This window comes from Amycolatopsis sp. Hca4 (genome assembly GCF_013364075.1).
GTDB lineage: Bacteria > Actinomycetota > Actinomycetes > Mycobacteriales > Pseudonocardiaceae > Amycolatopsis.
Window position 1 is genome coordinate 1,622,354 of record NZ_CP054925.1, and the last position, 18,198, is coordinate 1,640,551.

Here is an 18,198-nt window from a genome sequence, read left to right on the forward strand (position 1 = left end):
CCACGGCGAGGGCGGCGCCCCGCTCTCAGTCGCCGAAGCGGTGGACGCCGTCGAATGCCGGTGGCCGGCCCGACGCATCCGGGCCGGCGACGGTGGCAGACCGGCTGCTCGCCCACCGGGACGCGGGCGCCGACCAGATCGGCGTCTTCCCCCTCGGCGACGACCCGATCGCCACGCTGGTGGGCGTCGCCGAAGCGGTGCACGCCACCACGGCCCGGTGAGCCCGGCACAGCAAGGACAGAACGTCGTCAACCGCTGTCCAACTCGCGGGAACCTCCTTTCGTAGGGCGGAAACCCGCCGCCACAGCGCCGCAAAACCGGCGCAAAAACGCAAAAACCCGCTCCTGCCGAGAAAACACGCGCGGGCCTAACTTCGGTGGCGAACGTCCCCTTCCCCCGAGGAGCAGGAAATGCGTGCAGCGAGACTCACCGGAGCCGCGGTCGCCGTGGCGGCGGCGGTCGTCTTCACCGGTGTCACCCCCGCCCAGGCCGCCGAAGGCGTCGTGCTCGGCACCGCCGATGCCGGGACCGTCGACGGCAGCTACATCGTCGTGCTGAAGGACAGCGCCAAGAACACGAACAGCGGCGACCTCGCCCGGCGGTACAGCGGGACCGTCGGGCGGGTCTACACGCAGAACCTCGCCGGGTTCTCCGTGCGCCTGGACGAGAAACACGCCAAGCGCCTCGCCGCCGACAACGCGGTGGCCTTCGTCGAACAGGACAAGACCGTCCACGCCGAAGCCGTCCAGCAGAACCCGCCGTCGTGGGGCCTGGACCGGGTCGACCAGCGGAACCTGCCGCTGAACAACCAGTACTCCTACACCACCACGGCGTCGAACGTGAACGTCTACGTGCTCGACACCGGCATCCGCGCGACGCACCAGACGTTCGGCGGGCGCGTGCACCAGGGTTACGACTTCGTCGACAACGACACGAACGCCGACGACGGCTACGGGCACGGCACGCACGTGGCCGCGACGATCGCCGGTTCGCAGTACGGGGTCGCGAAGGGCGCTCAGCTGTACCCGGTGCGGGTGCTCGGCTCCGACGGCAGCGGCACGATCTCCGGCGTGATCGCCGGCGTCAACTGGATCACCTCCAACGCCAAGAAGCCCGCCGTGGCCAACGCCAGCCTGGGCGGCGGGGTGTCGTCCGCCCTCGACACGGCGGTCCGGAACTCCGTCAACTCGGGCATCACCTGGGCCGTCGCCGCGGGCAACTCCAACGCCAACGCCTCGACCTCCTCGCCCGCCCGCGTCGCCGAAGCCATCACCGTCGCCGCCGCGGACAAGACCGACACCCGCGCGTCCTTCTCCAACTACGGTGCCGGTGTCGACCTGTTCGCCCCCGGCGTCGGCATCACCTCGGCCTGGAACACCAACGACACCGCCAGTTACACCGGCAACGGCACGTCGTTCGCCTCGCCGCACGTCGCCGGCGCGGCGGCGATCTACCTCGCCACGCACACCACCGCCACCGCGGCGCAGGTCAGCCAGGCGCTGATCGCGGCGGCGACGCCGAACCTGGTCAAGAACCCGGGCAGCGGCACCCCGAACCGGACCCTCTACATCGCCCCCTGACGCCGCACCGGAAAGGAGGGCGGGGCCCCGGCGATCGCGCCGGGGCCCCGCTTGCGTTTCACGGTTCCCACCGGATCCCGACCCGGCCGGCGGCGTCGGCTTCGGCGACGTGCACGGTCCCGCCGGAGTCCGGCCACAGCTCACGGACGGCGCCGTCGCCGGGCAGCCGCACGCACCGCGCCGGCAGCTCGGCGAAGCGGGCCTCCAGCAGGTAGTCGCGGACCGGGTGGTCGAAGACGCGCAGGAACTCGTGCGCGGCCGACCGGGCCGGGAACGTCGCCCCGTATTCGACGATGACGGACTCCCCGGGGGCGGGTGCGGCGTCCAGCACGAGGTCCGCGGTCAGCAGGCTCCGGTCGAGGTCGTGGCCGACGCTGCCGACGCGGCAGTTGCGGTCCGCGACGATCTTCGGCGTCACGCCGGGTGGCAGGTCCCACCGCACCGGCCAGCGCTCCGCCCCGGCCTCGACGGCACGCAGCACCACCCGGACGCGCACGGCGGCGAGCCGGCCGCGCTCGTCGATTTCCGCGCGGTCGTGCTGGCTGAGCACGACCAGCCGGCCGTGCCGCCGCGGCCGTGGCAGCCCCAGCAACGTGCCCAGCGAGCCGGACGGCAGGTCGAGCAGTTGTTCCAGCCCCGCGAGCACCCGCAGTGACTCGGCGCGCTCCGGGCGCCGCCGTCCGGACTGCCAGAGGCTCAGCGTCGGAACGCTGACCGTGAGACCGCGCCGTGCGAGGCGGTGGCGGATGCGGTCCAGCGACAACCCGCTCTCCCCGATGGCCGCCCGCAGCGCGTCGGGGAACGGACCCTGGGCGAGCAGGCGGTTCAGGTCGGCCGAGCGTGCGGCGACGGGGCGCATGGGAGCTCCTCGGGACGGATCGGTCGCGGAGTCACGCTCAGCGACTCCAGCTCCGGCTCACCGGCGCCGTCGTCCACGGTCGTGTGAGACTCCATCCCGTTGCCATGCACCGAAAGTAAGCAGGCGTACGTTAAGTGTCAACGTTGTCCGAATTCTGAGCTCCGCGCGGAGTTCAGGCCGGGATCGCGTTCAGCTCCCGGCTACCGGGTTCGCCACCGCAGCACCTTCCGTTCGAGCAGCCGCACCAGCGCGTCGGTGACCAGGCCGAGCAGCGCGTACAGGACCAGTCCGACGACCACGACGTCGGTGCGGAGGAATTCGCGGGCGTTGTTGATCAGGGAGCCGCGCCGGGCGGGACCACGTGCCAAAGCCGCTCCGCCCGGCTGAACCCCAGCGCCCGTGACGCTTCGACCAGCGCCGGGTCGGCGCCGCGGATTCCCGAATGGACGTTGAGGTAGAGCGGGAACGCCACGCCGAGCGCGACCAGCACGATCTTGGTCTCTTCGCCGATGCCGAACCACAGGATGAACAGCGGGATCAGGCCGAGGAACGGCAGCGTCCGCAGCATCTGCACCGGCGGGTCGACCAGGGCTTCGCCCCAGCGGGACAGCCCGGAGACGATGCCGAGCAGGACACCGGCGAGCGCGCCGAGGGCGAAGCCGGCACCGACGCGGCCGAGGGACACGGATTTCTCCCGAGGGCCGAGTTCAACCGAGGATGGACCGGCCCAGCCCGGTCAGCACGGCGTCGTCCTGCGGGGTGTGCACCCGGCTGCACAGCACGTCGCGGTAGTGCCGCTGCAGCGGGTTGGCCCGCGTCAGCCCCGGGTTCCCGGCCAGCGCGACGGCCTGTTCCACCGCCTCGATGAGCAGCCTGGTCGCGAGCACCTTCGCCACCCCCGCCTGCGCCGCCGCGGCCGGGTCGCCCTCGTCGGCCCGGCGGGCGATCCCGAACAGGATCTCCTCCGCTCCGGTGATCCGCGCCGCGATCTCCCCGACCCCGCTCTGGAACCGCGGCAGGGTGGCCAGTGGCTTGCCGAGCCCGCTGGGGACGCGGTCCCGCAGGAACCCGGTCAGCCAGTCGAGCGCGTTGCGCGCGACACCGAGGTAGATCGACGGCAGCGCCAGCGGAAAAGCAAGCACCGGCGCCCGCTGCGTGTCCGGTGTGGACAGTCCGGGCGGCGCCTCCGCCGGAACGTCGGTGAACACGACGTCGTGGCTCGCACTGGCGCGCAGCCCGAGGTGGTCCCAGGTCGGCTCGATCGCGATGCCCGGCGCGCCGGCCCGGACCAGGAACCCGCCCACCCGCGGCGACGGCTCGTCGGTGCGGGCCCAGACGACCATCCACCGCAGGCCCACCGAACCGGTCGAGTAGATCTTGCGGCCGGACAGGCGCCAGCCGTCCGCCGTCCGGCGGGCGGTCGTCGCGGGCAGGCCGCCGCGGGTCGGCGAGCCGAGCTCCGGTTCGACGCGCAACGCGTTGATCAGCACCGGCCGCTCGGCGGATTCGGCGAGCACGCGCCGGTAGACCTCGTCGGGCCAGGACGGCTCGGCGCCCTGCCCGGCGTGGACGAACAGCGTCATCGCGGTGACCAGCGCCACCGACGGATCCCCGCGCCCCAGCTCGGAAAGCAGCCGGGCGGTGTCGAGGACGCCGGCGCCCGGACCGCCGTAGCGCGGGTGCACGGTCGTGGTCAGCAAGCCGGCGGCGTGGACCAGCTCGACACCCTCGTGCGGGAACGTCGCTTCGCGGTCGTGCTCGCCGGCCCGTGCGGACAGCGCGCTGACGATCGACGGCAACGCGGCCAGGTCGGGCTGCGGCACGGTGGCGACGCTCGTGGTCACGGATCCTCCCGGGGAGTCGGCGAGCGGGTGCGACGATAAGCCGCCCGGTGCAGCCGGAGCCAGCGCCGTCCACCAATTGGACACCCGGAGATGCCCAATTGACAGTGCGGCCGCCCGTGTCGTTCGCTGGAGAAGCGTTTTGCTGCGGCGAAAGGAAAAGCAGATGCCCGTCGAGTTCGTCGGCATGATCGGCACCCAGGACGCGAGCGAAACCCGGCCCGCCAGAGGCCCGGTCATCGACCCCGCCTACGTCCGCCGGTTCGCCAGGGCGCACGAGGACGGCGGGTTCGACCGCGTGCTCATCGGCTACGGCGCGGGCTGGCCGGAGGGCCAGCAGGTCGCCGCCTACGCGGCTGCGCACACCGAGCGCCTCGGCCTGCTCGTGGCCCACCGCCCCGGGTTCGTCGCGCCGACGCTGGCCGCCCGCGCGTTCGCCACCCTCGACCACTTCAGCGGCGGCCGGGTCGCCGTGCACACCATCACCGGCGGCAGCGACGTCGAGCAGGCCCGCGACGGCGACTACCTGCCCAAGGACGAGCGCTACGAGCGCACCGGCGAGTACCTGGAGATCCTCAAGCGCGCCTGGACGTCCGGGTCCGCGTTCTCCCACCACGGCAAGCACTACCGGCTCGACGACTACACCCCGCAGGTGCGGCCGCTGCAGAACCCGCGGATCCCGCTGTACTTCGGCGGTTCCTCGGAGGCGGCCTACCGGGTCGGCGGCGAGCACGCCGACGTGTTCGCGCTCTGGGGCGAACCGCTGAAGGAGACCGCGGAGCAGATCGCCTCCGTCCGCGCTGCGGCGAAGGCGGCCGGACGGCTGACCCCGCCGCGGATCAGCGTGTCCTTCCGGCCCATCCTGGGCCCGACCGAGGAACTGGCCTGGGAACGGGCCGAGCGGATCCTCGACAAGATCACCGCGTCCGGCGCGGCCAAGGCCGCTCGCGAGTGGCGCGACGGCGGCGCGCCCACCAACGTCGGCAGCGTCCGGCTGCTGGCCGCGGCGGCGAAGGCCGATCGCCACGACCGTGCACTGTGGACACCCCTGGCCACGGCCACCGGAGCCGCCGGCAACTCCACCGCGCTGGTCGGCACCCCCGAGACGGTGGCCAGGGCCCTGCTGGACTACGTCGACATCGGCGTCACCACGCTGCTGATCCGCGGCTACGACCCGCTCGACGACGCGATCGACTACGGCAGGCACCTGCTGCCGCTCGTGCGCTCCGAGCTGGCCCGCCGCGAGCGGCAGCCGGCCACGGCGGCCGCCGTATGACCCGCGCTCCCGCCGCGGCCGCCCGCTGGGCCCCGCCGGAGGGCGTGGCGGTGCGCGGCACGGTCGTGCTCCTGCCCGGCCGGGGTGAGCACCCCGGGCTCTACGCCCGGCTGGGCACCCGGCTGGCCTTCGACGGCTACCGGGTCGTCGCCGTGGCCGCTCCGGACGACGCCGCGGGCGAGCTCCGCGGCACCCCGGTGCCGGTGGCCCTGCTCGGCAGTGACACCGGCGGCCTCGCCGCCCTCGCCCTCGCCGCCGAGCTGCCGGTGCACGCGGTCGTCGCGGCCGGTCTGCCGCTGTCGGCCGAGCACGTCGACGACTCCTCGTGGGAAAGCGAGCTCGACGCGCGGACGGCCTGCCCGGTGCACCGCGAACTGCTCGGCACCGACGACCGGCTCAGGCGCGGTGCCCTGCTCTCGGAGCCCGCGGACATCCCGGCGGTGCTCCCCCGCACCCCGGTGCTCGTCCTGCACGGCAGCGCGGACCGGGTCGCGGACCCGAAGGCCGCGCGCGCGTTCGCCGAGATGCTCCCGGCCGGCCGGTTCGCGCTGGTCGAGGGCGGCAGGCACGACGTCCTCAACGACGTCGCCCACCGCAGCGTGGCCGCCGAGATCGTCCAGTTCCTGGAGTGGCTGCGCGCCGGGACGCGCGGGCCGCTGCTGGTCCGGGGATGATGGCGGGCATGCGCATCTCGGCCAGGGCGGACTACGCGATCAGGGTGCTGCTGGAGCTCGCCGCGGACACCTCGCGGCCGATCACCTGCGAAGCCGTCGCCTCCACCCAGGACATCCCCGCCCGGTTCATCAAGGCGGTCATGCGGGACCTGCGCCAGGCGGGGCTGGTCCGCAGCCAGCGCGGCTGCGAAGGCGGCTACTGGCTGGCCAGGGCGGCCGGCGAGGTGACCGTGCGGGACGCCGTGGTGGCGGTCGACGGCGAGTTCCTCTCCGTCCGCGGCGAACCCCGCCCGGCGCTGGCCTACCACGGCACGGCCGCCGGGCTCACGCCGTTCTGGTCCGGCCTCGAGGCCGGGCTCGACGCGCTGCTGCGCGCCACGACCATCGCCGACCTGCTCGACGGCGCGGCGCCCGCCCGCGTCGCCACCTGAAAGGACTTCGCGTGAGCGACCTCTGGCACCAGCCCCTGCGGCACATCCGCGGCGCCGACCTCACCGGCGACACGAACCAGACGACCGGCATGACCCGCCTGGAGGCGATCTCCGGCAAGACGGTCGGGTCGTCGAAGGTCTGGATGGGCGAGACGCACGTCGCGCCGGTGACCAACTCGGGCGACCACCACCACGGCGAGGCGGAGACGGCCATCTACGTCAAGTCCGGCCACCCGGTCTTCGTCTTCGCCGACGGCGAGGAGGAGATCCGGATCGAAACCGGGCCGGGCGACTACATCTTCGTGCCGCCGTACGTGCCGCACCGCGAAGAGAACCCGACCGACGAAGAGGCGGTCGTGATCATCGCGCGCAGCAGCCAGGAAGGCATCGTGGTCAACCTGCCCAGTCTCTGGTCCCCGGTCGACGTCCCCGAGGACTGAGCCGTGCCGCTCGAAGTCGTCGAGTACACCGATCCCGCGTGCCCGTGGGCGTGGGGGTCGGAACCGAAGTTCCGCCTGCTGCGGGCGGAACTGCCGGACGTCCGGTGGCGCCGGGTGTTCGGCATCCTCTTCGACGACGACGAGGACCCGGCACCCGACCCGGCCGCCGAAGCCGCCTGGTACGCGAAGTTCATCGACGGTGTCACCGAGCACACGGGGGCACCCAAGCCACCGCACCTGGCGTGGGTGGCCCGCACGAGCTGGCCGGCGTCGCTGGCCGCGAAAGCCGCGGAGTCACAGGGGGAAACCGTCGCCGACCTGGTGCTGACCCGGCTGCGGGAGACCACGTTCGTGCACGGTACGCCCGCCGACGACACCGAGCGGGTGCTCGCCGCCGTCGCGGGCGTGCCGGGCCTCGACCTCCCCGCGCTGCGGGCGGCGATGGCGAGCGACGAGGTCCGGCAAGCCGTCCGCGACGACTGGCGCGAAACCCGCAACCCCTGCCCGGAAGTCCTCGACATCACCGCGCCCGGACCGCACAGCGGCCGGGCCAAGCACCTCGAGCACCACGTCCGCTACGCCCTGCCGACGCTGACCTTCACCGGTCCGGGCGGCCGGTTCGTCGTGCCCGGCTGGCGTCCGCTGCGCGAATACTTCGACGCCGCGCGTGCCGCGGCGGTCCACAGTGGATCTCTTCCCGGTTCGTGGGAACCCGCCCGGGAGCGTTGACTCCGCCCGGCCGCGGGGGAAAATAGACACACGCCGGTGACCATTTAGCCCGGCGCCGCAACCGAATCTCCGCGGCCGACACCGCATTGGGGAGTTCCGCATGCCCTCGAAACCCCGGCTCGCCCTGCTCGTGGCCACCCTGCTCGGTCTCACCACCCTGACCGCGTGCGGATCGTCCACATCGGACGCCTCCGGCCCGGTGGTGCTGCGGGTGGGCGACCAGACCGGCGCCACGCAGTCCCGGCTCAAGGCCGCCGGGCTGCTCGACAACCTGCCCTACAAGATCGAGTGGTCGCAGTTCGCCGCGGCGGTCAACCTGCACGAGGCCCTGCGCGCGGACGCGGTCGACATCGGCGGCGCCAACGACTCGCCGACGGTGACCGCGATCGCCGGCGGCTCCAAGATCAAGGTCGCCGCGGCCTGGAGCAACGGCGGCAAGGGCACCTACCTCCTGGTGCCGAAGGACAGTCCCGCGCACACCGTCGCCGACCTCAAGGGCAAGCGGATCTCCCCCACCACCCGGGGCAGCGTCGCGCACTTCCTGGTGATCGGGGCGCTGAAGCAGGCCGGGCTGACCGACAAGGACGTCACCCTGAACTTCCTCGCGCCGTCCGAGGCGAACGGCGCGTTCTCGACCGGCAGCATCGACGCCTGGGCCACCTGGAGCGTCTACGCGGCCCGTGCGCGCGGCGAACTGGGCGCGCGGGTGCTGTCCGACGGCGCGGGCATCAACTCCGGTCTGAACGTGCTGTCGGCCACCGACAAGGCGCTGGGCGACCCGCGCAAGCGGACGGCCATCCAGGACTTCGCGAGCCGCGTCGACAAGAGCTACGCGTGGTCGAAGGACAACCCCGACGCCTTCGACAAGTGGTACGCCGGTTTCGCGCACCAGCCGATCGAGATCGCCAAGCAGGTCCGTCCGGACGAGACGAACTACCAGCGCATCCCGGTCGACGCCGCGCTCGCCGCCCAGCTGCAGAAGACCTACGACACCTGGGTGCAGCAGGGGCTGTTCCCGGGCGGGAAGAAGCTCAGCGAGTACATCGACGCACGCCTCGATCCGCGATGACGCGCGCCGCAGCCCGGCCCGTCGCGGCCACGTTCCGGTTCCCGTACCGCGCGGTGTCGTGGCTGACCCCGGTCGCCGTGCTCGCGCTCTGGGAACTCCTGGCGCAGACCGGGATCCTGCCCAAGCAGGTGCTCCCGGCCCCGAGCAGCGTGCTCGCCAAGGCGGGCGACCTCGTCGCCGACGGCGAGCTGCCGTCGAACCTGCTGGCCAGCCTGCAGCGGTCGGCGACCGGGTTCGCCATCGGCGCGAGTCTCGGGCTCGGGCTGGGCCTGCTGGTCGGACTGTCCAAAGTGGCCGAAGCGCTGCTGGACCGCAGCATCCAGATGGTCCGCGCGGTGCCGTTCCTGGCCATCCTGCCGCTGGTGATCGTCTGGTTCGGGATCGGCGAGGCCGGGAAGATCTTCCTGATCGCGCTCGGCACCGCCGTCCCGCTCTACCTGACCACCGTGCTCGGCATCCGCCAGATCGACCCGAAGCTGCTGGAGATGACCGACGTCGTCGGTCTGGGCCGGGCCGCGCAGATCCGCTGGGTGGTCCTGCCGGGTGCGCTGCCCTCGATCCTCGGCGGGCTGCGGCTGTCGCTGACGGCGGCCTGGCTCGCGCTCGTCATCGCCGAAACCCTCGGCGCCGACGCGGGACTCGGGTTCATGGCCACCAACGCCCGCGAGTTCCTGCAGACCGACGTGATCGTGCTCGTCGTGCTCATCTACGCCGTGATCGGGATCCTCTGCGACCTCGTCACCCGTCTCCTCGAACGCCGGCTGCTGCGCTGGCACCCCACCTACGCCCGCCTGACCGCCTGAGGAACCGCCATGACACTCTCCCGCCGCACGTTCCTGACCGCAGCCGGGCTCACCGCCCTCGCCGCCCCGCTCGCCGCGTGCGCCACCGGCTCGGCCGGGGGCGCCACCCAGGGCAAGGTCCGGCTGACCTACAGCACGATCTCCGTCCCGAAGGCCCGTGGCGTGCTCGAGAAGACGCTCGAGGACCAGGGCATCGCCGTCGAGTGGGTGGGTCCGTTCCCCAACCACGCGCCGACGCTGCAGGCGGTCGTCGGCGGCACCGCCGACTTCAGCTTCGGCGGCAGCACCACCCCGGCCGACCAGGCGATCCTCTCGGGTGCCGACCTCGTCTACGTCGCCTGGGCGGCGTCCACCCCGCGGACCACCGCCATCGTCGCCGGGGCACACACCGGCATCGAGAAGGTCACCGACCTGGTGGGCAAGACGGTCGCGGTCAACAAGGCGGGGCTCGGCGAGTTCCTGCTGGTCGCCGCGCTGGAGAAGTACCAGGTACCGCGCGAGTCGGTGAAGGTCACCTACCTCAACCCGCCCGAGGCGTCCGCCGCGTTCGGCGCCGGGAAGATCGACGCCTGGGCCATCTGGCAGGGCTTCCGCGAGATCGCCGAAGTCCAGTACGGCGCCAAGCCCATCTTCGTCGACGGCGACGAGCTGGACTTCCAGATCGACTTCACCAGCTACCTGGTCCGCCGCGACTACGCCGAGAAGAACGCCGACACGATCCGCAAGGTGATCGCCGCGTTCCAGGCCGACTACGAGTGGCAGAACCAGCACTACAAGGAGTCCCTGGACATCGGCAACGCCGTTTCGCACTACCCGCAGGCGGTGCTGGACAAGATGGCCGCCAAGAACGTCCGGACGAAGCTGGCCCTGATCGACGACGACGGGATCGCGCAGCTCCAGCGCGGGGCCGACTGGCTCGCCAAGCGGAAGGTGCTCAGCGGCCCGATCACCATCGCCGACCACGCGGTCAAGCTGTGACCACCGCCGTGCGCGTGCGCGCGCTGACCAAGAGCTTCGGGCCGCGGACCGTCCTGGACGGGCTCGACCTCGACATCGCGCCCGGCGAGTTCGTCGCGCTCATCGGCGAAAGCGGCTGCGGCAAGACGACGTTGCTGCGGCTGCTCGCCGGGCTCGACACGCCCGACGGCGGCGAGCTGGCGGCGCCGGCCGAGCGGATGGTCGTGTTCCAGGAGCACCGGCTGCTGCCGTGGCGGCGGGTGTGGCAGAACGTCGCCGTCGGCCTGCCCCGCGAGGCCGCGGCCCGCGCGCTGACCGAGGTCGGCCTGGCCGGGCACCTCGACGCCTGGCCGGTCACGCTGTCGGGCGGCGAGGCCCAGCGCGTCGCCCTCGCCAGGGCGCTGGTGCGCGAACCCCGGCTGCTGCTGCTCGACGAGCCGTTCGCCGCCCTCGACGCGCTCACCCGGATCAAGATGCACGCTCTGGTCCGGCAGCTCGTCGACGCGCACCGCCCGGCGGTCCTGCTGGTCACCCACGACGTCGACGAGGCCATCCTGCTCGCCGACCGCGTGGTCGCGATGCGCTCCGGCCGGCTCGCGGCCGAGCACCGCGTCGCCTTCGACGGCGAACGCAGCCGCCGCAACCCGGAGTTCGACGAGCTGCGGCACCGGCTGCTGGCCGAGCTGGGGGTCGCCGAACTGGCGGAGTCCCGGTGAAGGCCGACGTGCTGGTCATCGGCGGCGGCCTCGCCGCGACCTGGACCGCCTTGGCCGCGGCCCAGGCCGGCGGGGACGTGGTGCTGGTGGACAAGGGCTACTGCGGCACCAGCGGCGTCACCGCCACGGCCGGGGTCACGCACTGGTTCGTCGAACCGCGGGACCACGAGCGCGCGGTGGCCGAGCGGCACGCGCACGCCGGTGGCCTCGCCGATCCCGAACAGGCGCTGCGGGTGCTGCGCACGACGTGGGAGCGGCTGCCCACGCTGGACCGGTACTACCCGTTCCCGGTGCGCGACGGCGAGCCCGACCGGACGAACAACGTGCGCGGGCCGGAGTACCTGCGGGCGATGCGGGGCCTGGTGCACCGCGCCGGGGTCCGGATCCTCGACCACCACCCGGCGCTGGAACTGCTGCTGCGCCCGGACGGTTCCGCCGGCGGCGCGGCCGGGGTCCGGCGGCAGGCGGGCGGGAACTGGCAGGTGCAGGCGGGTGCGGTCGTGCTGGCCACCGGCGGCACGGCGTTCCGCTCGCACCTGCTCGGCTCGCGCGGCAACACCGGCGACGGCCACCTGATGGCCGTCGAAGCCGGAGCGCGGCTGTCGGGCATGGAGTTCTCGAACTACTACACCCTCGCCCCGGCGTATTCGACGATGGCGCGGTCGATGACGTACCTGTTCGGCACCTACACCGACGCCGACGGCCGGGTCATCGAGCTGCCGTCCGGCCCGGACCGCAACCGCGTGCTCGGTGCGGCGATGCTGCGCGGCCCGGTGTTCACCACCCTGGACCGGGCACCGGACTGGGTGCGCCGGAAGATGCCGGTGGTCCAGCCCAACTTCCTGCTGCCGTTCACCCGCCGCGGGATCGACCCGTACACCGACCGGTTCGAAGTCACCCTGCTCGGCGAAGGCACCATCCGCGGGGTCGGCGGCCTGGTCGTGGCCCCGGACTGCGCCACGGACGTGCCCGGGCTCTTCGCCGCCGGGGACGTCGCCAGCCGGGTCCCGGTCGTGGGGGCGATCTCCGGCGGCGGCTCGCCGAACTCGGCGTGGGCGGTCTCGTCGGGCACCTGGGCCGGGCGCGCGGCGGTCCGGTACGCCCGCGGCACGAAAGCTTCGCCGGTGCGGCCGATCGGGCGGGCCGGGATCCGGCCGGGCGGCCGACCGGCCACAGTGGACACGACCGCGGTGATCGACGTGGTCCGGGAGGAGCTGAACGCCTACGACAAGAACATGTTCCGGGACGAGGCCGGTCTCCGCCGGTCCCTGGCCCTCCTGGATTCCCTCTGGACGGACGTCGAGGCGGGCTTGACCGGCACCGGCCGCGACGCCGTGACCGCGCGGGAGACCGCGTCACTGGTGGCCATGGGCCGCTGGGTCAAGGAAGCGGCGCTGCGGCGGCGGGAATCCCTCGGCATGCACTGGCGCACGGATCGGCAGGAGGCCGCCGCGTGATCGAACTCGTCCTCGCCGACCGCTGCATCGCCTGCGACAAGTGCGTGCGGGTGTGCCCCACCGACGTCTTCGACGCCGTCCCGGACGCCCCGCCCGTCATCGCCCGCCAGAGCGACTGCCAGACGTGCTTCCTCTGCGAGCTGTACTGCCCGGTCGACGCGCTGTTCGTCGACCCGGACTGCCGCCACTCCGTGGCCGTCGACGAAACCGCCGTCCGGGCGGGCGACTGGCCCGCGCAGTACCGGCGCGACTCCGGCTGGGGCCGGGCCCGCCGCACCCACACCAACGAAAGCTGGCGGATGAGCGACATCTTCGCCGCCGCCCGCGCCCTGGGACAGGAGACCCCGTGACACTCGAATTCATCGGTTACGCCGCCGGCCGCCAGGCCAGCGAGATCATCGCGCCGGAAGGCCCGGTCATCCAGCCCGGCTACCTGCGCGAGGTCGCCCGCACCCACGAAGAGGCCGGGTTCGACCGGGTGCTGATCGCCCAGTCGGCGAGCAGCCCGGACGGGTTCGTGCTCGCCGGCCAGGTGCTCGCGGCCACCGAGCGGCTCGGCGTGCTGCTCGCCCACCGCCCCGGGTTCGTCGCGCCCACCCAGCTGGCCCGCAAGTTCGCCACCCTCGACGCGTTCCACCCCGGCCGGGTCGCACTGCACGTGATCACCGGCGGCGACGACGCCGACCAGGCCCGCGACGGCGACTTCACCGACAAGCCCACCCGCTACCGCCGCACGGACGACTTCCTGACCGTGGTCCGCCGGACGTGGGACTCGGCCGCGCCGTTCGACCACGAAGGCGAGTTCTACCGGGTCCGCGGCGGGCTCTCCGACGTCCGCCCGGCCGCCGGGATCCCGGTGTACTTCGGCGGCGCGTCCGCCGACGCCATCCGGGTCGGTGCCAAGCACGCCGACGTCTACGCGTTCTGGGGCGAGCCACTGGCCGGGATCGCCGAGCGCATCGAGCAGGTCCGCGCGGCCGCCGGCCGGGACATCGCGTTCAGCGTCAGCCTGCGGCCGATCCCGGCGGCCACCGAGGCCGAGGCGTGGGAGCGGGCGCGGGAGATCCTGCGGCTCACCCAGGACCGCGTCGGCGAGTTCAAGGGCCGTCGCGATTCGAGCGAGGCCGTCGGCTCCCGGCGGCTCCTGGAGGCGGCGGCCACCGGCGAGGTGGTGGACGAGCGGCTGTGGACGGCGGTGGCGAAGACGACCGGGGCCGCCGGGAACTCGACCGCGCTGGTCGGCAGCTACGAGCAGGTCGCGGACTCGCTGCTGGACTACGTCCGGCTCGGCGTCGGCACGCTGCTGATCCGCGGGTTCTCGCCGCTGGCCGACGCCCGCGACTACGGCACCCTCGTGAAGCTGGTCCGGGAACGCGCGGACGCGGCTACCGTCGGCGCATGAAACCGAGCACGTCGCACTGGGGTGCCTTCTCCGCCGAGGTCGACGCCGACGGCCGGCTGCGCGTCGAGCCGCACCCGGCCGATCCGGCGCCGTCGCCGTTGCTGGGCAACCTGGCCGCCGCGCTGGACCACCCGAGCCGGGTGGCCCGGCCGGCGGTCCGCCGCGGCTGGCTCGAGGACGGCCCCGGCCCGGACGACCGCCGCGGCCGCGACGAGTTCGTCGAGGTGCACTGGGACGAGGTCCTCGACCGCCTCGCCGCCGAACTGGACCGGGTCCGGACCGAGCACGGCAACCAGGCGATCTTCGGCGGCTCGTACGGCTGGGCGAGCGCCGGGCGGTTCCACCACGCCCAGAGCCAGCTGCACCGGTTCCTGAACACGATCGGCGGCTTCACCGGGTCGCGGAACACCTACAGCAACGGGACGTCGTCGGTGCTGCTGCCGCACGTCGTCGGCGACACGCACGCGGTGCTGCGCCAGGCGTCGACCTGGCCGACGATCGCCGAGCACACCGAGCTGATCGTCGCCTTCGGCGGTGTGCCGGAGAAGAACGTGTTCGTCACGCCCGGCGGGGTCACCGTGCACGGCACGCCGGGGCACCTCGCGCGGCTGCGGGCCCGGGTCGCGCTCGTCAGCCCGCTGCGCGACGACCTGCCGTCCACTGTGGACGCCCGGTGGTACCCGGTCCGGCCCGCCACCGACACCGCGCTGATGCTCGCGCTGGCGCACACGCTCGTCGCCGAAGGGTTGCACGACGAGGAATTCCTCGCGCGCTACTGCGTCGGCTTCCCGGAGTTCGAGCGGTACCTGCGCGACAAGGACCCGGAGTGGGCGGCCGGGATCACCGGCGTCCCCGCCGCCGACATCGTCGCGCTCGCGCGGGAGATGGCCGCGCACCGGACGCTGATCACGGTGACGTGGTCCTTGCAGCGCACCGAACACGGCGAGCAACCGGTCTGGGCGGGTATCGCGCTGGCGGCGATGCTGGGCCAGATCGGGCTGCCGGGCGGCGGGTTCGGGCACGGCTACGGCTCGATGGGCGACGTCGGCGACACCGGCCCCGAGCTGCGCGTGCCGTACCTGCCGCAGGGCGTGAACCCGGTGGGCGAGTTCATCCCGGTGGCGCGGATCGCGGACCTGCTGCTGCACCCGGGTCGCGAGTACGACTACAACGGCGAAGTCCGCCGCTACCCCGGCACCCGGCTCGTCTACTGGGCCGGCGGCAACCCGTTCCACCACCACCAGGACCTCAACCGCCTCCGCCGCGCGTTCACCCGCCCGGACACGATCGTCGTCCACGAACCACACTGGACGGCGACCGCGCGGCACGCCGACATCGTCCTGCCCGCGACCACGGCGCTGGAGCGGGAAGACCTCGGGTCCGGCCGCCGTGACACCCACCTGATCGCGATGCACCGGATCGCGCCTCCCGCGGGAGAAGCGCGCGACGACTATGCGATCTTCGCGGCTCTGGCGGCCCGGCTCGGCGTCGCCGAGGTGTTCACCGAAGGCCGTTCCGCGCGGGAGTGGCTGGAGCACCTGTACCGCTCCTGGCGCGAAGAACCGGCGTTCGAACAGTTCTGGGCCGACGGCGAACTGAAGCTGCCGCCCGGCCGCGAGCACCACACGCTGTTCGCGGACTTCCGCGCCGACCCGGTCGCGCATCCCCTGCGCACGCCGAGCGGCCGCATCGAGATCACGTCGGCGACCGTCGCCGGGTTCGGCTACCCGGACTGCCCCGGCCACCCGGTCTGGCTGCCACCGACCGAGACCGGGCCGTTGTGGCTGGTCGCCAACCAGCCGCACACCCGCCTGCACAGCCAGCTCGACGCCGGTGACGTCAGCAGCGCGGGCAAGGTCGCGGGCCGCGAGCGGATCCGCCTCAACCCGGCCGACGCGGCGGCCCGCGGGATCACGACCGGCGACGTCGTCCGGGTGTTCAACACGCGGGGCGCCTGCCTGGCGGGCGCGGTCCTCGACGACGCCCTCCGCCCCGGCGTCGTCCAGCTCCCGACCGGCGCCTGGTTCGACCCGGTCGAGGACCACCCCACCGGCCCGCTGTGCGCCCACGGCAACCCGAACGTGCTGACGGCCGACATCCCGTCGTCACGGCTTTCGCAGGGCTGCGCCGGTCAGCACGCCGCGGTCGACGTCGAACGCTTCACCGGCCCGGCCCCGCGCGTGCGGGCCCTGCATCCCCCGCTTCGGAAAGGACGCTGATGATCGACCTCCAGTCCGTGACGTCCGAGAGCCATCTGCGCGAAGCCTTCGGCTGCTTCCCCTCCGGCGTCACCGCGGTGTGCGCCCTCGTCGACGGCACACCGCGCGGGCTGGCCGCCAGCTCGTTCACGTCGGTCTCGCTGGCGCCGCCACTGGTGTCGATCTGCATCCAGCGGACGTCGTCGACCTGGCCGCTCCTGCGGGACCGGCCGCGACTGGGCCTCAGCGTCCTCGCCGAAGGACAGGACGACGCCTGCCTCAGCCTCTCCGCCCGCCACGGCGACCGCTTCCGCGACGTCGGCTGGGAGCCCGGCCCGGACGACAGCGTGTTCATCACCGGATCGAGCGCCTGGCTGGAGTGCTCCCTGCACGACGAAGTCCCGGCCGGCGACCACGTGATCGCCCTGCTGGAGATCCACCGCCTGCGCACCGGCGGAACCCCGCCGCTGGTCTTCCACGGCAGCCGCTTCCGCCGGCTCGCCGCCGTCTGAGCCTCACGCCGGCCGCAGCCCGCCGATCAGCAGGTCGAGCTGGTACTCGAAGTCCTGCACGCAGTCACCGGCCTCCAACGCGGGCAGCACCCGGCGCAGGCTCGGCAGTTCCGCCGCGGTGGCCATCCGCCGGAAGTACGCCACCACGGGTTCGGCCCGGACCGCCGGGGTGCCGGTCCCGGCCGTGCCGGTGAGCACCGAGCCGAACAGCATCCCCAGCAGCGACCGGTAAGCACGCGCCGCGGCCTGCTCGGCCAGGCCCGCGTCGAGCAGGGCGCGGAGGATGGCGTCGATCACCCGCAACGCCCCGGCCGAGCGCGGGTTCGCGTCCTGCGCCGCCAGCGCCCGCACGACGACCGGATGCCGCGTGAAGCTCGCGTGCAGTCCTTCGGCCAGCTGCCGGAGCCGCGCGTCCCACGGCGACGCGGGATCCGGCAGGGGCACCTCCTCGAAGACCCGGGCGGTGAGCCCGTCCAGCAGGTCGCCCTTGTTCTCGACGTGGTTGTACAGCGACATCGCCTCGACGCCGGCCGCGGCGGCGACCTTGCGCATCGACAGCGCCGCCAACGTCCGCCGCAAGCTCGACCTCGACCGCGAAGTGCCCCAGCGGGTGCTCGACGACTGCCTCCGCATCGCCCAGCAGGCACCCGCGGCGGGCAGCATGGCCGCGCAGTTCCGCTGGCTGCTGGTCCGGGACGCCGGGATCAAAGCCAAGATCGCCGCGTACAACCGCGAGACCGCCGAGGCCGCGTGGGCGAAGTACGGTCACCTCGTCGAGGAACGCGCCCTCGCTTCCGCCCAGCACCTCGTCCGCAACCTCGAACGCATCCCCGTCCTGGCCATCCCCTGCATGATCGGCCGCCCACCGGCCGACGCGTTCGCGCAGTCCGCGTACTTCGGCTCCGCCTACCCCGCCGTGTGGAGCTTCCAGCTCGCCCTGCGCACCCGCGGCCTCGGCAGCTCCATCTGCGGCTACCACCTCCAGGACCACGAAGCCGACGTCGCGAAGCTGCTCGCCATCCCGGACGACGTGACGCAGATCAGCCTGCTCGCCGTCGCCCGCACGACCCAGCGCGACTTCCGGCCCGCCGCGCGCCCGGCCGTCGAGGACATCACCTACTTCGACACCTGGGGCTCGCGTCAGCCAGAAGAGTGATCACCGGGGCCCGTAGCCGGGGTCTGGGACACCTAGGTTGAGCGTGGCCTTCATGTCCCGGCTTCGCGCGGCGATGCTGGAACCACGCCACGGAGAGA

At 73.2% G+C, this 18,198-nt stretch carries 20 protein-coding genes and 1 pseudogene; 17 read left to right on the plus strand and 4 right to left on the minus strand.

Annotated features, from left to right (window positions below; genetic code table 11):
• Positions 1-92 precede the first annotated feature (92 nt).
• Together HUT10_RS51790 and HUT10_RS07040 are read left to right on the plus strand one after the other, a co-directional pair.
• A complete protein-coding gene (locus HUT10_RS51790) occupies positions 93-221 on the plus strand; it encodes a hypothetical protein (protein WP_303246943.1) in 129 nt (42 codons plus the stop codon).
• A 189-nt stretch (positions 222-410) separates the two neighbouring features.
• A complete protein-coding gene (locus HUT10_RS07040) occupies positions 411-1,580 on the plus strand; it encodes a S8 family peptidase (RefSeq protein WP_176170420.1) in 1,170 nt (389 codons plus the stop codon).
• Positions 1,581-1,638: 58 nt separating this feature from the next.
• On the opposite strand, the gene HUT10_RS07045 is transcribed toward HUT10_RS07040, so the two are convergent.
• From HUT10_RS07045 to HUT10_RS07055, 3 genes and pseudogenes are all read right to left on the minus strand, one after another.
• Positions 1,639-2,439, minus strand: coding sequence for a hypothetical protein (locus tag HUT10_RS07045; protein WP_176170421.1), 801 nt, complete (start codon positions 2,437-2,439; stop codon positions 1,639-1,641).
• A 200-nt stretch (positions 2,440-2,639) separates the two neighbouring features.
• Positions 2,640-3,127 (minus strand): annotated as a pseudogene (locus HUT10_RS07050) (ABC transporter permease); the annotation flags it as partial.
• A 19-nt stretch (positions 3,128-3,146) separates the two neighbouring features.
• A complete protein-coding gene (locus tag HUT10_RS07055; RefSeq protein ID WP_254896728.1) occupies positions 3,147-4,283 on the minus strand; it encodes an acyl-CoA dehydrogenase family protein in 1,137 nt (378 codons plus the stop codon).
• 163 nt (positions 4,284-4,446) lie between these two features.
• Between HUT10_RS07055 and HUT10_RS07060 the strand changes: the two genes are divergently transcribed.
• The 14 genes from HUT10_RS07060 (at position 4,447) to HUT10_RS07125 (ending at position 16,944) form a co-directional block, all read left to right on the plus strand.
• Positions 4,447-5,556, plus strand: coding sequence for an LLM class flavin-dependent oxidoreductase (locus HUT10_RS07060; RefSeq protein WP_176170423.1), 1,110 nt, complete (start codon positions 4,447-4,449; stop codon positions 5,554-5,556).
• Positions 5,553-6,230 carry an alpha/beta hydrolase gene (locus HUT10_RS07065; protein WP_176170424.1) on the plus strand — a complete coding sequence of 226 codons (678 nt, stop codon included), beginning with the start codon at positions 5,553-5,555 and terminating at the stop codon, positions 6,228-6,230. Before HUT10_RS07060 ends, HUT10_RS07065 begins: the two co-directional genes overlap by 4 nt.
• A gap of 8 nt (positions 6,231-6,238) precedes the next feature.
• Complete coding sequence (locus HUT10_RS07070) at positions 6,239-6,661, plus strand: Rrf2 family transcriptional regulator (RefSeq protein ID WP_176170425.1); 423 nt, start codon at positions 6,239-6,241, stop codon at positions 6,659-6,661.
• 11 nt (positions 6,662-6,672) lie between these two features.
• Positions 6,673-7,101 carry a cupin domain-containing protein gene (locus HUT10_RS07075; RefSeq protein WP_176170426.1) on the plus strand — a complete coding sequence of 143 codons (429 nt, stop codon included), beginning with the start codon at positions 6,673-6,675 and terminating at the stop codon, positions 7,099-7,101.
• Positions 7,102-7,104: 3 nt separating this feature from the next.
• Entirely contained in the window at positions 7,105-7,830 is a 726-nt protein-coding gene (locus HUT10_RS07080) for a DsbA family protein (protein ID WP_176170427.1), read from the plus strand.
• A 100-nt stretch (positions 7,831-7,930) separates the two neighbouring features.
• The gene (locus HUT10_RS07085; protein ID WP_176170428.1) at positions 7,931-8,899 is read left to right on the plus strand and encodes an ABC transporter substrate-binding protein; all 969 of its coding nucleotides are present in this window, start codon (positions 7,931-7,933) and stop codon (positions 8,897-8,899) included.
• On the plus strand, positions 8,896-9,702 hold the full coding sequence (locus HUT10_RS07090; protein ID WP_176170429.1) for an ABC transporter permease subunit: 807 nt from the start codon (positions 8,896-8,898) through the stop codon (positions 9,700-9,702). Before HUT10_RS07085 ends, HUT10_RS07090 begins: the two co-directional genes overlap by 4 nt.
• Before the next feature lie 9 nt (positions 9,703-9,711).
• The gene (locus tag HUT10_RS07095; protein WP_176170430.1) at positions 9,712-10,680 is read left to right on the plus strand and encodes an ABC transporter substrate-binding protein; all 969 of its coding nucleotides are present in this window, start codon (positions 9,712-9,714) and stop codon (positions 10,678-10,680) included.
• The gene (locus HUT10_RS07100) at positions 10,677-11,375 is read left to right on the plus strand and encodes an ABC transporter ATP-binding protein (RefSeq protein WP_176170431.1); all 699 of its coding nucleotides are present in this window, start codon (positions 10,677-10,679) and stop codon (positions 11,373-11,375) included. The genes HUT10_RS07095 and HUT10_RS07100 overlap by 4 nt, the downstream gene beginning before the upstream one ends.
• Positions 11,372-12,832 (plus strand): FAD-dependent oxidoreductase, encoded by a 1,461-nt coding sequence (locus HUT10_RS07105; RefSeq protein WP_176170432.1) that lies wholly within the window; start codon positions 11,372-11,374, stop codon positions 12,830-12,832. Before HUT10_RS07100 ends, HUT10_RS07105 begins: the two co-directional genes overlap by 4 nt.
• Complete coding sequence (locus tag HUT10_RS07110; RefSeq protein ID WP_176170433.1) at positions 12,829-13,182, plus strand: ferredoxin family protein; 354 nt, start codon at positions 12,829-12,831, stop codon at positions 13,180-13,182. The genes HUT10_RS07105 and HUT10_RS07110 overlap by 4 nt, the downstream gene beginning before the upstream one ends.
• Positions 13,179-14,234 (plus strand): LLM class flavin-dependent oxidoreductase, encoded by a 1,056-nt coding sequence (locus tag HUT10_RS07115; protein WP_176170434.1) that lies wholly within the window; start codon positions 13,179-13,181, stop codon positions 14,232-14,234. Before HUT10_RS07110 ends, HUT10_RS07115 begins: the two co-directional genes overlap by 4 nt.
• Positions 14,231-16,453 carry a molybdopterin-dependent oxidoreductase gene (locus HUT10_RS07120; RefSeq protein WP_176170435.1) on the plus strand — a complete coding sequence of 741 codons (2,223 nt, stop codon included), beginning with the start codon at positions 14,231-14,233 and terminating at the stop codon, positions 16,451-16,453. Before HUT10_RS07115 ends, HUT10_RS07120 begins: the two co-directional genes overlap by 4 nt.
• Positions 16,453-16,944, plus strand: coding sequence for a flavin reductase family protein (locus HUT10_RS07125; RefSeq protein ID WP_176170436.1), 492 nt, complete (start codon positions 16,453-16,455; stop codon positions 16,942-16,944). The genes HUT10_RS07120 and HUT10_RS07125 overlap by 1 nt, the downstream gene beginning before the upstream one ends.
• Before the next feature lie 3 nt (positions 16,945-16,947).
• Here HUT10_RS07125 and HUT10_RS07130 read toward each other — a convergent pair whose 3' ends face one another.
• Positions 16,948-17,496: a TetR/AcrR family transcriptional regulator C-terminal domain-containing protein gene (locus HUT10_RS07130; protein ID WP_254896729.1), complete on the minus strand. Its 549-nt coding sequence runs from the start codon at positions 17,494-17,496 to the stop codon at positions 16,948-16,950.
• On the opposite strand from HUT10_RS07130, the gene HUT10_RS07135 reads away from it, so the two are divergent.
• Positions 17,489-18,100 carry a nitroreductase family protein gene (locus tag HUT10_RS07135; protein WP_176170438.1) on the plus strand — a complete coding sequence of 204 codons (612 nt, stop codon included), beginning with the start codon at positions 17,489-17,491 and terminating at the stop codon, positions 18,098-18,100. The two genes, HUT10_RS07130 and HUT10_RS07135, sit on opposite strands and share 8 nt — an antisense overlap.
• Positions 18,101-18,198 lie beyond the last annotated feature (98 nt).

Bases quoted from the DNA above. Each gene is read 5' to 3' on its own strand.
- HUT10_RS07120 (WP_176170435.1), top strand. From the start codon at position 14,231: ATGAAACCGAGCACGTCGCACTGGGGTGCCTTCTCCGCCGAGGTCGAC.
- HUT10_RS07095 (WP_176170430.1), top strand. From the start codon at position 9,712: ATGACACTCTCCCGCCGCACGTTCCTGACCGCAGCCGGGCTCACCGCC.
- HUT10_RS07045 (WP_176170421.1), bottom strand. From the start codon at position 2,439: ATGCGCCCCGTCGCCGCACGCTCGGCCGACCTGAACCGCCTGCTCGCC.
- HUT10_RS07090 (WP_176170429.1), top strand. From the start codon at position 8,896: ATGACGCGCGCCGCAGCCCGGCCCGTCGCGGCCACGTTCCGGTTCCCG.
- HUT10_RS07065 (WP_176170424.1), top strand. From the start codon at position 5,553: ATGACCCGCGCTCCCGCCGCGGCCGCCCGCTGGGCCCCGCCGGAGGGC.
- HUT10_RS07040 (WP_176170420.1), top strand. From the start codon at position 411: ATGCGTGCAGCGAGACTCACCGGAGCCGCGGTCGCCGTGGCGGCGGCG.
- HUT10_RS07085 (WP_176170428.1), top strand. From the start codon at position 7,931: ATGCCCTCGAAACCCCGGCTCGCCCTGCTCGTGGCCACCCTGCTCGGT.
- HUT10_RS07060 (WP_176170423.1), top strand. From the start codon at position 4,447: ATGCCCGTCGAGTTCGTCGGCATGATCGGCACCCAGGACGCGAGCGAA.
- HUT10_RS07125 (WP_176170436.1), top strand. From the start codon at position 16,453: ATGATCGACCTCCAGTCCGTGACGTCCGAGAGCCATCTGCGCGAAGCC.
- HUT10_RS07130 (WP_254896729.1), bottom strand. From the start codon at position 17,496: ATGCGCAAGGTCGCCGCCGCGGCCGGCGTCGAGGCGATGTCGCTGTAC.
- HUT10_RS07070 (WP_176170425.1), top strand. From the start codon at position 6,239: ATGCGCATCTCGGCCAGGGCGGACTACGCGATCAGGGTGCTGCTGGAG.